Genomic DNA, 13,972 nt, shown 5'->3' with positions numbered 1-13,972 from the left:
AGATCCGATCCAGGGTCACGAGGAACCCCGCTGTGAAAAGAAAGAAGACGAGCGTCACCGCCACGAATACGAGGTCGCCCATAATTGCCACCAGGTTGGTTGTTGGATTTGTTGATCTGTCCTCAGAAGCGCTCTGGCTTCACGAGGGCGTAGAATAGGTAAACGCACAGGCCAGTGGCGCAGACGCCAGCCAACGTTGTCATCAGTGAAGATGTCACGACAGTGTTTCCCCCGGAAAGCGATTGATCCGGCGTAACGAATTGTCGGGTCTTCCTGACGGGAAGATCAGCGCGGCAGATGCAAACCGCCGAGCAAAGGGTAGGAAAACGCTTATCATGTTTGTCGACTCCTTAAGTAATCAGAGTTGCCGACATGATTTATTGCTTCGCGTATAAGGTTAGTGCTGAGATTTTACGCGCTTGTGTAAAGACGGCGTAATGATCCAGGCGTTTGATGCCGGTACTTATATAGCCTTTATAGAGATCCCGAAAATATAACGTCGTTCTGACAATTAAGTTGGTAATCGGTCGAAGGTCGCTTTTCAAAGCAGCGAGACAGAAAGGCAACCAACGTGTCTGCGATGCCGATCCATGCCCCCGAGATACTAATCATCGAAACCGAGGAAAAGCTTCGGCACACTCTCACCGCGCTGATCGGCTCGTTGGGTTATCGCACCTTTGCCGCCGCCTCCGCGGCTCAGGCTGTCAGACGCGCAGAGACGGAGCCGGATCTGATCATCCTTGATCTTGCAGCTCCCGATATCGACGGTTCTCAGACGATCCCGGAGCTTCGCAAGATATTCGCCGCGGCTCCAATTCTTGTCATCTCGCATAGAGGCGATACCGGGGTGAAGGTTGCGGCGCTGGATGCCGGCGCGGACGATTTCCTGACAAAACCCATTAATCTTGAAGAGCTCGGCGCGCGGGTCCGAGCAATGTTGCGACGCTGTATGATACGACCGGAGACTCGGCTGCCCGTTCGGATTGGAGAATTCGAGCTCGATGCCGAGAAGCGCTCCGTAACGTTAAGGGAGCGCTCCATCTCGTTCTCCCGTAAGGAATTCGACCTATTGCAGATCTTTGCTCGGCATGCGGGGAAGGTTCTGACGCACCGCTTTCTGGTTTCGCAAATGTGGAACGAACAGGTCGACAGCCAATATGTCCGTGTCTATGTCTCGCAAATTCGCAGCAAGATCGAGGCGAATCCGGCGAAACCCAGATACCTGGTTACAGAGCCTGGGACAGGATATGTATTTCACAGCACGCAGCAGGATCGTATAGCAGGCGGCATCCGAGTATAGGATCCGGCACAAATAGAGACGAAGAGCGATCCGAAAGCTCACAAAAGCAAATACAGGCCCGCGGCGAGGAAGCTCAGCCACAGCGCTTCGCTCCAATGATTAAGGCTGTCGGCGGAATAGCGCTGGCGGGTAAATGTGGCGACGACGGCCGCGAGGGCTGCGTACAGGAACAAGCATCGGGATGCCGATGTCAGGTAGTTTGCCTTGGAGAACAAGGCAATCGCAGACGCGATGTAACACTTCCAGACAAATCTCCTGACCGTCGCCCGCGATATCTCGTTCAGCTCGATTGACTTCATCGGTCGGCAGTCAGCTCGCGACCCAGAGGATGCATGCGAGGCCGGCAAAGAAGACAGCGAGGACCAGGGCGAGCCTGATCAAGATCCAGAGGTCGTCTGTGCGATTGAACGCAACCTCATTCGCTTGCCGGGTCTTCCAAGATGGATGAGACTGAGCCACCTGACGCTCGCGCGCCTGCAAGTAATATGCCCACCAGCGACCATACATCGTCTTTTTCCTTCCAGCGAAAATGCATCTGTCCGCGCTGACGAAGACTCGTCCGCGACGGAAAAACTATCGATTGTGGCATATGTTTTCGATTGGGACGGGCAGGCGCTGATATAATCTTCGTATAAAAGCGGCAATGGACCTGACGTGTCTGGTCCGAAGCGGAATGGGCGCGGACAACGCGCTCATTCCGGCGGCTTTCTTTTATGCAGCCTTTGTAAAATACGGCTACGCTGCACGTGGATCACAACCACCGATACCGGCCGTGACAGTGCGCACGGTGTCCGCGTCAAGATCGAGGATCATGGAGGCCCTAATCATCCCGACTGAAGCCCGATCAAGGCGCTTGTCAGTGACATTTCGATCATGGGTTATCAAGTTCCCGTCTCGGCGCTTCGGAGCACATCTCGCCCATCAATCAAGTATAGCTAAATCTACTCCGACTGATTCCTGCGAATAATTGCACATTGACTACAACCTAGAATCACCGCTCTTTTTTCGCGTCAAGGTTTTATCGGGGGCGGCAATGAACAAAGTTCTTATTTTGTGTGTTTCCGTTGCGTTATTGAGTTCGTGCCAGAAAGGCGTTTTTCAGCAGCGTAATCCGCTACTGAGTCAGACCGCTGCAGAACAAGCACTCCAGCCCGGAGCATATTCGACGGCACTTGTGCCTTCAAAGACGGTTCTTGCTGGAAGGATCTATCACCAAGACCGATCTGGGCGGTTCTACGAAATCTGCCAGAAGGATTTTGAAAAGCAGAATGCTTTGAAAGCTCTTGTGCAGGAGCAGACACCTTCTGAACCTGACGACGTAGTCGAGGATCAGGTCTATCTCTCAAACGTCTCGGTCGGCGTCGGTCCAAGCAATCTTCGAATTCCATACACTCGCACTAAAGTGACAGGATACACGACGTCCACAGTCGAGACGGATGGCGATCCCAGCGACTTTATTATTTCGAACCTCGCGGAGAATTGCAGAAACAAGATATTGCCGAGGAACAAGCCTTACTTCGTAACTTCATCTGTAGCGGTTGCTACCAAAGCTGAAGTGTATTCGCGCAGCTTCGTCGACTCTATCTCGTGGGGGTCAGCCCGGTACGACGGCGATGGCAACGAAAAGCTTGAAGCAACCCGGAAAAAGGTTGTCTTCGGAGTGCTGGCTTCCAGGGTCGAATGACCGCGACGGTGGCAGCAGCCCGCCTCCGAGTTAAAGGGCGGGCTGTTCGTTAGCTTTGCCGGGCTAGTCAGGCGAACAATCAGCACTTCACCGAGACGTGCGATTTCATGATTTGATTTGGCTCGGGAACATATCGCTTCGACACGCGTTACCTTTGCGCAACGCACGTCCAATGTCGTTGCAAATGACTGCATTGTCTTCAATCGCAGTCAAACAGGCCCGGAGCTGTCCAGCACAGCGCCGGGCTTTGTTCGTTCAGGGGCGAGTGTCTGACCCAGAAAAGTTCGCCGGCAGAGGGTGGGTCGCGAGTAGACGTCAAGGCTTTCCTTGCCATTCGCGCTGTTCAATTCTTATACTCCTTTTGCTATGGACAAGACGTTCGTCACAGCGCGGGAGGACCGGCCGGGGAAAGCCTGGCTATCCCGTTTTATCGCTGGGCGAACTGAGGCCGAGAGCTGGTATTTCGGCCAAGCCGTGTCACCGACCCCAACCGCCAAAGACTGTCGCGCTGCCTTGCTGCAGCATATGCCGGAGTTGATTCCCCACTATGAGCACGCCTGCGCCCTCGTAGGAGATGATGAGGTGGCGCACAGGATGCTGAGCCACTACCGTCCCGCGCCGGAACGTTATGGCTGCAGCCAGGCTGTCTGGCTCGGAGAAGAAGGCCCGGCGCTGATCCGCAACTTCGACTATCCGCCCGACATCGTCTCGGACCGCTTTGAGATGACCGCATGGTCGGGCTTAAGGGTGATCTCGAAGGCCCAGCGACCCTGGGGAGGTTGCGTCGACGGGATGAACGAAGAAGGACTGGTCGCCAGCGTGACCCTCGGCGGAAGCCGCACTCAGGGCGTCGGTTTCTCGATAATCCTCATGATCCGCTACGTCCTCGAGACCTGCCACCACGTGAACCAGGCCGTGGAAGCGCTGTGCCGAATTCCAGTGGCGCTTCCCCAGAACGTGACCGTCCTGGACCGTTCGGGCCGCTACGCCACCCTGTTCCTCGGCCCCCGCCAGCGACCAATCATTTCGCGTCTGAAGGCCTGCACGAACCATCAGCGAACCGCAAGGCCCTCATCGTCTTCATTGGCGCGTCAGCTCCGGGTTTTACAGGCTCTTGAGGAGCCTTCGATGTCTCTTTCGAGGCTGACTGGCCTATTCCTTATGCCGCCGCTCTATTCCGGGCGGAGTCCTTACCCAACGCTCTACACGGCCGTCTACCGGCCTGCAGAAGGACGCGTGGACTACATCTGGCCGGGGAAACGCTGGTCCCAAGATTTCGACGACTTCCGAGTAGGCGAATACACTCATTGCTACGGCTGACCTATGATCGACGCGCTTCGTCGTTGCTCAAGTGAGTGACGACGAAATCCCTCTCGTTCGCGCTTTGTGCGGATACGCGGATACGGAGAGATCGGATCGTTTGCTCTTTCTTGATTGACAGGTCCTCCTCGTTGGCTATTCTATTATAAAATTCACTATAACATAATTGTGGAACTACTGAACGGGAGATCAGCAGCATGAAAACTGTCCTTGCATGCCTTCTTGGCACCGCGCTCGTCGCATTGCCTTCCGCGCTCATGGCCCAGGAGAAGGGTGGCGTCATCAATGTCGCGACCATCGGCGAGCCGCCGACGCTCGATCCGATGTCGTCGACGGCCGATCTCGTCGGCATCGTGACGCAGCACATCTTCGAGACGCTCTATACGTTCGACAAGAATTGGAAGGTCACGCCGCTTCTTGCCGAAAGCCTTCCTGAGATCAGCGCAGACGGAAAAACCTACACCATCAAACTCAGGACCGGCATCAAGTTCCACGACAATACCGACATGACCTCGGAAGACGTTGTGGCGTCGCTGAACCGCTGGACGAAGGTCGCCTCGCGCGGCAAGCAGGCGGCCGGGTTTATCGACACGATCACCGCCGTCGATCCGGCCACCGTCAAGATCACGCTGAAGCAGCCCTATGCGCCGCTGACCTCGCTGCTGGCCTTCAACAATTCGGCGGCCATCATCATTCCGTCAGAAAAGCAGGACGCGCCGATGAAGGATTTCGTCGGAACCGGTCCCTATATGCTGAAGGAGCGCAAGGCGGACCAGTATATCCAGCTCACACGCTTCGACGGCTACAAGTCGCGTGACGGCGAGAGCGACGGCTATGGCGGCGCACGCCACCAGTATCTCGACGAAATCCGTTTCGTGCCGGTTCCGGATCCGAACACCCGAGTCGAGGCCGCCGTCTCCGGTCAGTATGACTATGTCGACTCGCTTCCCGTCGAGTCCTTCGACAAGCTGAAAGGCTCGAGCGCAACCCAGCCGATCATGCTGAAACCCTTCGGCTATCCAGTCTTCGTCTTCAATACCAAGGAAGGCATCGCCAAGAACGTCGAGGTCCGCAAGGCGATCCGCCAGGCGCTCAGCATGGAAGACATGATGGCGGCTGCCTTCGGCAGCACGGATTTCTACACGCTTGACGGCGACATCTATCCCGACGCCTATTCCTGGCACACCGATGCCGGTGTCGAGGGCGCCTACAACCTCGCCGACCCGGAGGGTGCTGCAGAGGCATTGAAGAAGGCGGGTTACAATGGCGAACCGCTTCGTATCCTGACGAGCCGGCAGTACGAATTCCACTACAAGATGGCGCAGGTCGCCGCGGAATATCTGAAGCTTGCCGGCTTCACCGTCGACATGCAGGTGGTCGATTGGGCGACGCTGACGCAGCGCCGCACCGATCCGAAGCTTTGGGACATCTATATCACCCACAGCCCCTTCCTTCCCGAGCCGGCGCTGATTGGAGCGCTTTCGACCAGCTCGCCAGGTTGGTGGGATACGCCGGTCCGCAAGGCGGCGGTCGATGCCTTCACGTCGGAGGTCGATCCGGCCAAGCGGGTGGCACTGTGGGCTGACGTTCAGAAGGCCATCTACAGCGATGTCGCCTTCATGAAAATCGGTGATTTCAACGCGCTTGCTGCGGAATCCACCAAACTCGAGGGCGTTGATCCGGCTCCGTGGCCGTATTTCTGGAACGCTTCGATCAAGATGTAACGGTGACGCCCGAGACTGGCTGCATGGCGGCCGGTCTCGGGCTGTCCTGAGGATCGGATATCCATGATACGCTACATCCTACAACGCCTGTTCGGCATGATCGTCGTCATGTTCCTCGTGGTCACTATTGTCTTCGTGATCGTGCGTGTCACGCCCGGCGATCCTGCGGCCGTGATGCTCGGGCCGGATGCGACGCCTCAGGACATTGCCGATCTTCGCGCCAACCTCGGCCTCGACCAGTCGCTGCTCGTCCAATATGTCTACTATATCGGCCAACTGCTGAAGGGCGACCTCGGCCAGTCGATCTTCCTCAACATGCCGGTCACGTCCGCGTTGCTCGATCGCGCCGAGCCGACCTTCTTCCTGACCGTCTTTTCGCTTCTGATTGCCAGCATCATCGCGCTACCGATCGGCATCTATGCCGCCTATCGCCGCGGCTCCCTCGTTGACCAGGCGGCGACGACGGTCGCAATGCTGGCTGCCAGCATCCCGAGCTTCTGGCTCGGCCTTATCCTGATACAGTTCTTTGCCGTCCGCTTCAGCCTCTTCCCGGTGTCGGGCTATGGCGGTCCCGGTTCGACATTCCTCGATCGCATGTATCACCTCACATTGCCCGCCTTTGCGCTCGGAATCGTCTCTTCGGCGCTCATCCTGCGCTTCACGCGGGCCTCGATGCTCGACGTGCTCGGAGATGATTATATCCGCACCGCTCGCGCCAAGGGCCTGATCGAGCGCCGCGTCGTCCTGAAGCACGCCTTGAAGAATGCGCTGATCCCGATCCTGACGGTGATAGGCCTCACCGCAGCCGTGCTGATTTCCGGTGCGGTCGTCACGGAGACCGTCTTCGGCCTGCCGGGTGTCGGCAATCTGGTCGTTTCCGCAGTGCTTCGCCGCGACTATCCGGTCATCCAGGGCGCACTGCTGGTCATCGCCGCGCTCTATGTGCTGATCAATTTCGCCATCGACATGCTCTATCTGCTGATCGATCCGAGGGTGCGCTACTGATGACCGATATTGCTTCGAAACCCATACAGAGCGAGCGCAGCAAGTTCTTCAGGCGCCTGCTGAAGCGCAGGACTGTCGCTTTCGGCGTGCTGATCCTGGCGATCTTCGTGGTGCTTGCCGTGCTTGCACCTTGGATTGCGCCTTATTCGCCGTCGAAGCTTTCGATCGTGAACCGGCTGAAGCCGCCGAGCGGAACCTTCTTCTTCGGTACGGACGAATTCGGCCGCGATATCTTCTCACGGACCATCTATGCCGGGCGCTTGTCGCTGCTGGTCGGCGTGGCCGTGGTAACGCTCTCGGCGGTCATCGGTGTGACGCTCGGCCTGCTCGCCGGCTTCTTCAAGAAGCTCGATGCACCGATTGCCCGCCTGATCGATGCCATGATGGCCTTTCCGGACATTCTGCTGGCGATCGCGCTGGTCGCAGCGCTCGGCCCGTCGCTCGCGACAGTCATCATCGCACTCTCGGTCGTCTACGCGCCGCGGCTGGCGCGTATCGTGCGCGCCTCGACGCTGGTCATCCGTGAACTGCCCTACGTGGAAGCCGCAAAGGCACTCGGCATTTCCACACCCCACATCATGACGCGGCATGTACTGCGCAACCTGCTCTCGCCAATTCTGGTGCAGGGCACCTTCTTGTTTGCGAGCGCGATGCTCGCCGAGGCGGGACTTTCCTTCCTCGGTCTCGGCGTCAGCCCCGAAATTCCGACCTGGGGAACGATGATCGCCGCCGGCCGGCAATATATCGGCCAGGCCGACTGGATGACGCTCTTTCCCGGCTTTGCCATCATTCTCTCCGTGCTCTCGCTGCAGATGGTCGGCGACGGGCTACGGGATATTCTCGATCCAAGACTCAGAAAGGATTTGTAGGTCATGTCTTCCGCTGACAAGGCGATGAAGCCCCTCCTCATCACCAATGTGAAGCCTATGGCTTTCGGTGCCGACGCGCCGAACGCCGCGGTCGATATTCTCGTCGACGCTAACGGCCGGATCGCCGAGATCGGTCCGTCGCTGGCCGCTGCGGGCGACGTGCAACGCATCGAGGGCAAGGGCGCCTGGATTTCACCCGGTTGGGTCGACCTGCATGTCCATATCTGGCACGGCGGGACCGACATCTCGATCCGCCCGTCGGAATGTGGCGCCGAGCGCGGCGTCACGACGCTAGTCGATGCGGGGTCCGCCGGCGAGGCCAATTTTCACGGCTTCCGCGAATATATCATCGAGCCGTCGCGCGAGCGCATCAAGGCTTTCCTCAATCTCGGCTCCATCGGCCTCGTTGCCTGCAACCGCGTAACGGAACTGAGGGATATCCGTGATATCGATCTCGACCGCATTCTCGAGGTCTATGGGCAAAACAGCGAGCATATTGTCGGCATCAAGGTGCGCGCCAGCCATGTCATCACCGGCTCATGGGGCGCTACGCCCGTCAAGCTCGGCAAGAAGATCGCCAAGATTCTCAAGATCCCGATGATGGTGCATGTCGGCGAGCCGCCTGCCCTTTACGACGAAGTCCTTGAGATCCTCGGCCCCGGCGATGTGGTCACCCACTGCTTCAACGGCAAGGCCGGTAGCAGCATCATGGAGGACGAGGACCTTTTCAATCTCGCCGAGCGCTGTGCTGGCGAAGGCATCCGCCTCGATATCGGTCATGGCGGTGCGTCGTTCTCGTTCAAGGTGGCGGAGGCTGCAATCAAGCGCGGCCTGTTACCCTTCTCCATCTCGACGGATCTGCACGGCCATTCGATGAATTTCCCGGTCTGGGATCTCGCGACAACCATGTCGAAGCTGCTTTCGGTCGGGATGCCTTTCGACAAGGTCGTGGAGGCGGTTACCCATGCGCCCGCCTCCGTCATCAAGCTGTCCATGGAAAATCGACTTTCCGTTGGCGCTGACGCCGATTTCACCATCTTCGATCTGATCGATTCCGAGCTGGAAGCCACCGATTCGAATGGCGATGTCTCGGTCCTCACGAAGCTGTTCGAGCCTCGTTATGCCGTCATCGGTGCCGAAGCGGTCGCCGCCAGCCGCTACATTCCGAGAGCCCGCAAGCTCGTTCGCCACAGCCATGGTTACTCTTATCGCTAACAGCCGAGCCAATCAGAAAATCGCATGACAGGAGTTTGCGTGAACCAGTCCCCAGCAACCGCCGGCAAAAGTCAGAGCGCGCCCTATCAGCGCCTCTCCTCGCTCGGCATCGAGCTTCCGCCGTCGCCGCCACCGATCGCCAATTTCGTGACGCATGTGCGGGAAGGCAACATACTCTACCTTTCCGGCCAGGGTCCACGGGAGGCCGATGGCTTCCTGCATGCGGGCAAGGTCGGTGCCGACGTCGGCGTCGGCGATGCCTACAAGCATGCCCGGCTCACGGGCATCAACCTGATCGCCGTCATGCATGATGCGCTCGGCGATCTGTCACGGGTGAAGCGGGTCGTCAAGCTACTCGGCATGGTGAATGCCGTGCCGCATTTCGAGGATCATCCGAGCGTCATCAACGGCTGTTCGGACCTGCTGATCGAGGTTTTCGGCGACGCCGGCCAGCACGCGCGTTCCGCTGTCGGTTTCGGCTCGTTGCCGGGCAATATTACCGTCGAGATCGAGGCGATCGTCGCCTTGCACGACTGAGAGGAAGCAGATTTCAATGGCTGCGCCAGCCCATCAGCTTTTCGATCTTCTGCGCCGAGGCGATGACCTGGGAGGTATAGTGGCTCTCGTCAGAAAAGGCCTTCTGCTCGGGCAGGACGATCGAAATCGTCGCGACGCACTTGCCGTCGCGGTCGCAGATCGGCGAGGCGATGCATGCAACCGCATAGTCCGATTCTCCCGCCTGGATCGAAAGCCGCGTTTCGAACGCACTTGCGGCCGCAGCAGACAGGGTATCCGGATCGACGTCGGCACGCCCCGTCGGCGAGGAACGCGCACAACGCCTGAAAAGCTCGATGCGTTCGGCTTCCGGGAGATGGCCAACCAGCAGCCTGCCGGAGGCCGTCCAGTTCAGCGGAACGCGGGTGCCGACACGCGAGGCGACCTGAAAATGGCTCGGACCATCCGCCATGGCGAGAACGAGCATGTGGTCGCCGTCGCGGCCGCAGACCTGCACCGTCTCGCCCGCCTGACGGCAGAGATCGTGCATCTCATGGGTGGCGACGCTCATGAAGTCCAGCGAACGCGCATAGGCGAGACCGTAGTGGTAGAGTCTCGCGCCGAGCCAGATCGAGCCGTCCGCATTGCGCGCCAGCATGTTCTTTTCGATCAGGTCGTCGATGATGACGTAAACCGTGGACAGCGGCGCCTTGACGGCCTTGGCGATAGCGTAGGCGCCGGCCGGAGAACCGGTTTCGTAAAGATAATCAATCACCTGCAGCGCGCGGTCGATGCCGCTGACGCGCGACCGTCGCGTGGATTTCACCCCATTGTCGACATCCGCTTCGGGCTCATCGGGGTAATCGACGGATGATGACTTCGTATCCAAGCTTCGACTCCCATTCGAAATTCGAGAGCTCATTACATTATTATGGCATAGCTGTCGATGCGGCATTTTCACAACCACAGGTCTCGACAGTAAAAAATTCTGGAGATGAACATGACAGATGACGTCCGCCCATCCCTCGGCCTTCGACAGGTCATCAATGTATCGGGCACGATGACCAGCCTCGGCGCCTCGATCGTGGTTCCCGAGGCAATTGCCGCCATGTCGGCGATCCTGCCGCAATTTGTCGAGATCAACGACTTGCAGCGCAAGGCGAGCACCGTGATCGCGCGTCTGACGGGCGCTGAAGCGGGCTTCGTTACCGCCTCTTGCTCCTCCGGCATCAGCCTTGCGGTGGCGGCGACGATCACCGGCAATAATCTGCTGGCGATCGAGAAGCTGCCGGATGCTACGCCGGAAAAGAACGAGGTTCTGGTTCAGATGGGGCATGTCGTCAGCTATGGCGCTCCGGTCGACCAGGCGATCCGGCTTGCGGGCGGCAAAGCCGTTCTCATCGGTCAGGCGACGTCGACGCATCGCTTTCACATGGAATATGCGATCACCGAGAAGACCGCCGCCGCTGTTTATGTCGTTTCGCACCATGTCGTCGACTATGCGATGCTGAGCCTCAAGGAATTCTGCGAGATCGCCCACGCCAAGGGCGTTCCGGTCATCGTCGATGCCGCCTCTGAGTATGATCTGCGCATCTTCCTCGAGCAGGGTGCCGACATCGTCCTCTATTCCGGCCACAAGTTTCTCGGCGGCCCGACCTCAGGCATCGTCGCCGGCAAGAAGGAACTGGTACGCAATGCCTTCCTGCAGAATATGGGGATTGGCCGCGGCATGAAGGTCGGCAAGGAGAGCGTCTACGGCGTCATGGCGGCGCTGGAAGCCTGGGAAAAACGTGACCACGCCGGCATCCGCGCCCGGGAAATTGGCTATCTGAAGCTCTGGCAGGAGACGCTCAATGGCCGTTCCGGCGTCAAGGCCGTGATCGAGCCGGATCCGACCAACAATCCGCTCGACCGCATGCGCGTGATCCTCTCGCTACAAGAGGCCCATATCACCGCCTGGGATCTGGCAGATGCGCTTGCCCGCGGCAATCCGCCGGTCATCGTGCGGGATCACGAAGTGGAGCACAACCACTTCTATCTCGACCCGTGCAACCTGCATCCCGGTCAAGAGACGGTTGTCGCCAGCCGTCTCGTTGAGGAGCTGGACAAGGCCCGCGCCTCGAACGAGATCATCGCCACGCCGCTGGAAGAGCGCAGCAAGCGCCGCTTCGCCGGTCTTTTGCGCTGGCCGGATTAATTCCGATCGCTCCCGTACGAAGAGAGGAAACGAACATGAGCAGCTTCCAAGCCCAAACGATCCGGACAGAACAGCCCGTCCTTGCCGTTGAGGGATTGACGACTTCGTTCCTGGTGGACGGCGAATGGAAGCCGGTCGTTCGCGACGTCTCTTTCACGGTGGCGCCGGGCGAGACGGTGGCGATCGTCGGGGAATCCGGCTCCGGCAAGAGCGTTACTTCGCTCTCGATCATGCGGCTTCTGCAGGCCGATTCCAGCCGCATCGAGGGCCGCATCATGCTCGGAGGCCGCGATATTCTTGCGCTGCCCGAAAGCGAGATGCGCCAGGTGCGCGGCAATGACGTCGCGATGATCTTCCAGGAGCCGATGACGAGCCTTAATCCGCTCTTTACGATCGGAGACCAGATTTCCGAGGCCCTGCTTTGCCACACGAATATGAGCAAGGCCGAGGCGAAGAAGGAGACCATTCGGCTGCTCGACAAGGTGCGCATCCCTTCGGCCGCGTCGCGCTTCGATGAATATCCGCACCGTTTTTCCGGCGGTATGCGCCAGCGCGTGATGATCGCCATGGCACTTGCGAGCAAGCCGAAGCTGCTGATCGCCGACGAACCGACGACCGCACTTGACGTGACGATCCAGGGGCAGATCCTCGACCTCATCAAAATGCTCCAGGAAGAAGAAGGAACATCCGTCCTCTTCATCACCCACGACATGGGAGTGGTCGCCGAGATCGCCGACCGCACCGTCGTCATGTATCGCGGCGAGCAGGTGGAGACGGGTATCACGAGCGATATTTTCTATCGGGCCAGCCATCCGTATACGCGCGCCTTGCTGTCAGCGGTGCCTGTTCTCGGCTCGATGAAGGACTACAAGCGGCCGCTGCGATTTCCCGTCGTCAATACCAAGACGGGCGAATCCGATGTGCCAACCGAGGTAACCGACACGGTCGCCTCTGCGCAGCGTCCGGTGCTTGAGGTCAAGAATCTTGTCCGGCGTTTCGATATCCATTCCGGTCTGTTCGGCAAGCTGAGCGGCCGCGTCCATGCGGTCGAGAACGTTTCCTTCGACCTCCATGCCGGTGAAACGCTTTCGCTCGTCGGCGAATCCGGCTGCGGAAAGTCGACAACCGGTCGCGCCATTATGCGGCTGATCGAGCCTCAGAGCGGATCGGTGCTGGTCGAGGGCAAGGAGATGCTGGCCCTCGACAGGAAGAGTCTACGCGAGATGCGGAAATCCGTGCAGATGATCTTCCAGGATCCCTTCGCCAGCCTCAACCCGCGCATGACGGTCGGCGCCGCGATCGCCGAACCCTATCTGGAGCACGGCATGGGAACCGCGAAGCAGGCCCGCGATACCGTCGCCGATCTGCTGGTGAAAGTGGGACTTTCCCCAGATATGGCGTCGCGTTATCCGCACGAATTCTCCGGCGGTCAGCGTCAGCGTATCTGCATCGCACGGGCGCTGGCGCTCGAGCCCAAAGTGATCGTCGCGGACGAAAGCGTCTCCGCGCTCGACGTGTCGATCAAGGCGCAGGTCATCAACCTGATGCTCGATCTGCAGCAGAGCCTCAACCTCGCCTTCCTGTTCATCTCGCACGACATGGCGGTTGTCGAGCGCGTCAGCCATCGCGTCGCGGTCATGTATCTCGGCGAGATCGTCGAGATCGGACCGCGTGCTGCCGTCTTCGACAACCCCCAGCATGCCTATACGAAAAAGCTGATGTCGGCGGTGCCGATTCCGGATCCGGACCGTCGACGTGAACACCGCGGCCCAGTGAACGAGGAACTGAAGAGCCCCATCCGGCCGATCGACCACAAGCTCCAGCCCCTGCAATATCTGGAGGTCTCCCCCGGTCATATGGTGGCGCTTTAAATGCCGCAGCGTCCGGTGGTTCGGCTTTATCTTTCGGTTTCCGCCGAGCCCGCGCCTGGTCGAGGAGATGCTGCTGGTACATGGCCTTATGTTTCGTATGAGACGATCCGTCGCTGGGCCGGAAATTTGGTCCGGCTTTCGCAAAGCAGCTGCGTCGCAAGAAGGCTTCGTAGCCGCGGCCGTCTCGAACTCGATCTTCACTGCGACCGGTGGACGAATTCACAGCTTTTCCATCACGATCGACAAGATTCTGGACAGCGGCACCTCATGCAAAGAGCAATAGAGACGGACA

13 protein-coding genes are annotated in these 13,972 nt (G+C 59.0%); 10 read left to right on the top strand and 3 right to left on the bottom strand.

All coding sequences use genetic code 11. The features are described 5' to 3' along the window. Positions 1-122: 122 nt before the first annotated feature. Entirely contained in the window at positions 123-203 is an 81-nt protein-coding gene (gene kdpF / locus ACPYOJ_RS16555; protein WP_168832197.1) for a K(+)-transporting ATPase subunit F, read from the bottom strand. 377 nt (positions 204-580) lie between these two features. Here kdpF and ACPYOJ_RS16550 point away from each other — a divergent pair, with 377 nt between their 5' ends. Continuing rightward, complete coding sequence (locus ACPYOJ_RS16550) at positions 581-1,300, top strand: response regulator (RefSeq protein WP_481417259.1); 720 nt, start codon at positions 581-583, stop codon at positions 1,298-1,300. A 38-nt stretch (positions 1,301-1,338) separates the two neighbouring features. Here the strand turns inward: ACPYOJ_RS16550 and ACPYOJ_RS16545 are convergent, their stop codons facing one another. Next, positions 1,339-1,473 (bottom strand): hypothetical protein, encoded by a 135-nt coding sequence (locus ACPYOJ_RS16545; protein WP_481417241.1) that lies wholly within the window; start codon positions 1,471-1,473, stop codon positions 1,339-1,341. A gap of 860 nt (positions 1,474-2,333) precedes the next feature. Between ACPYOJ_RS16545 and ACPYOJ_RS16540 the strand changes: the two genes are divergently transcribed. From ACPYOJ_RS16540 to ACPYOJ_RS16510, 7 genes are all read left to right on the top strand, one after another. Further along, the gene (locus ACPYOJ_RS16540; protein WP_481417240.1) at positions 2,334-2,984 is read left to right on the top strand and encodes a hypothetical protein; all 651 of its coding nucleotides are present in this window, start codon (positions 2,334-2,336) and stop codon (positions 2,982-2,984) included. 366 nt (positions 2,985-3,350) lie between these two features. Next, the gene (locus tag ACPYOJ_RS16535; protein WP_481417258.1) at positions 3,351-4,304 is read left to right on the top strand and encodes a C45 family autoproteolytic acyltransferase/hydolase; all 954 of its coding nucleotides are present in this window, start codon (positions 3,351-3,353) and stop codon (positions 4,302-4,304) included. A 197-nt stretch (positions 4,305-4,501) separates the two neighbouring features. Next, entirely contained in the window at positions 4,502-6,028 is a 1,527-nt protein-coding gene (locus ACPYOJ_RS16530; protein ID WP_481417239.1) for an ABC transporter substrate-binding protein, read from the top strand. A gap of 63 nt (positions 6,029-6,091) precedes the next feature. Beyond that, the gene (locus tag ACPYOJ_RS16525) at positions 6,092-7,033 is read left to right on the top strand and encodes an ABC transporter permease (RefSeq protein WP_481417238.1); all 942 of its coding nucleotides are present in this window, start codon (positions 6,092-6,094) and stop codon (positions 7,031-7,033) included. Further along, on the top strand, positions 7,033-7,902 hold the full coding sequence (locus tag ACPYOJ_RS16520) for an ABC transporter permease (protein ID WP_481417237.1): 870 nt from the start codon (positions 7,033-7,035) through the stop codon (positions 7,900-7,902). Before ACPYOJ_RS16525 ends, ACPYOJ_RS16520 begins: the two co-directional genes overlap by 1 nt. A 3-nt stretch (positions 7,903-7,905) precedes the next feature. Beyond that, on the top strand, positions 7,906-9,117 hold the full coding sequence (locus tag ACPYOJ_RS16515) for an amidohydrolase/deacetylase family metallohydrolase (protein WP_481417236.1): 1,212 nt from the start codon (positions 7,906-7,908) through the stop codon (positions 9,115-9,117). 24 nt (positions 9,118-9,141) lie between these two features. Next, positions 9,142-9,654, top strand: coding sequence for a RidA family protein (locus ACPYOJ_RS16510; RefSeq protein ID WP_168834327.1), 513 nt, complete (start codon positions 9,142-9,144; stop codon positions 9,652-9,654). Between the two features lie 13 nt (positions 9,655-9,667). On the opposite strand, the gene ACPYOJ_RS16505 is transcribed toward ACPYOJ_RS16510, so the two are convergent. Beyond that, positions 9,668-10,534, bottom strand: a complete 867-nt coding sequence (locus tag ACPYOJ_RS16505; RefSeq protein WP_168834328.1) for an IclR family transcriptional regulator — start codon at positions 10,532-10,534, stop codon at positions 9,668-9,670. Positions 10,535-10,612: 78 nt separating this feature from the next. On the opposite strand from ACPYOJ_RS16505, the gene ACPYOJ_RS16500 reads away from it, so the two are divergent. Together ACPYOJ_RS16500 and ACPYOJ_RS16495 are read left to right on the top strand one after the other, a co-directional pair. Beyond that, entirely contained in the window at positions 10,613-11,809 is a 1,197-nt protein-coding gene (locus tag ACPYOJ_RS16500; RefSeq protein ID WP_481417235.1) for an aminotransferase class V-fold PLP-dependent enzyme, read from the top strand. 35 nt (positions 11,810-11,844) lie between these two features. Beyond that, positions 11,845-13,680, top strand: a complete 1,836-nt coding sequence (locus ACPYOJ_RS16495; protein WP_481417234.1) for an ABC transporter ATP-binding protein — start codon at positions 11,845-11,847, stop codon at positions 13,678-13,680. The last annotated feature ends 292 nt before the right edge of the window (positions 13,681-13,972 follow it).

Source organism: Rhizobium sp. SVR5-9E, assembly GCF_056755095.1.
The sequence above is the reverse complement of the archived record's forward strand: the minus strand, read 5'-3'. Positions and strand labels throughout refer to the sequence as shown.

Excerpts from the sequence above, each read along its gene's own strand:
- kdpF (WP_168832197.1), bottom strand. The coding sequence starts at position 203 with ATGACAACGTTGGCTGGCGTCTGCGCCACTGGCCTGTGCGTTTACCTA.
- ACPYOJ_RS16550 (WP_481417259.1), top strand. The coding sequence starts at position 581 with ATGCCGATCCATGCCCCCGAGATACTAATCATCGAAACCGAGGAAAAG.
- ACPYOJ_RS16540 (WP_481417240.1), top strand. The coding sequence starts at position 2,334 with ATGAACAAAGTTCTTATTTTGTGTGTTTCCGTTGCGTTATTGAGTTCG.
- ACPYOJ_RS16535 (WP_481417258.1), top strand. The coding sequence starts at position 3,351 with ATGGACAAGACGTTCGTCACAGCGCGGGAGGACCGGCCGGGGAAAGCC.
- ACPYOJ_RS16530 (WP_481417239.1), top strand. The coding sequence starts at position 4,502 with ATGAAAACTGTCCTTGCATGCCTTCTTGGCACCGCGCTCGTCGCATTG.
- ACPYOJ_RS16525 (WP_481417238.1), top strand. The coding sequence starts at position 6,092 with ATGATACGCTACATCCTACAACGCCTGTTCGGCATGATCGTCGTCATG.
- ACPYOJ_RS16520 (WP_481417237.1), top strand. The coding sequence starts at position 7,033 with ATGACCGATATTGCTTCGAAACCCATACAGAGCGAGCGCAGCAAGTTC.
- ACPYOJ_RS16515 (WP_481417236.1), top strand. The coding sequence starts at position 7,906 with ATGTCTTCCGCTGACAAGGCGATGAAGCCCCTCCTCATCACCAATGTG.
- ACPYOJ_RS16510 (WP_168834327.1), top strand. The coding sequence starts at position 9,142 with ATGACAGGAGTTTGCGTGAACCAGTCCCCAGCAACCGCCGGCAAAAGT.
- ACPYOJ_RS16505 (WP_168834328.1), bottom strand. The coding sequence starts at position 10,534 with ATGAGCTCTCGAATTTCGAATGGGAGTCGAAGCTTGGATACGAAGTCA.
- ACPYOJ_RS16500 (WP_481417235.1), top strand. The coding sequence starts at position 10,613 with ATGACAGATGACGTCCGCCCATCCCTCGGCCTTCGACAGGTCATCAAT.
- ACPYOJ_RS16495 (WP_481417234.1), top strand. The coding sequence starts at position 11,845 with ATGAGCAGCTTCCAAGCCCAAACGATCCGGACAGAACAGCCCGTCCTT.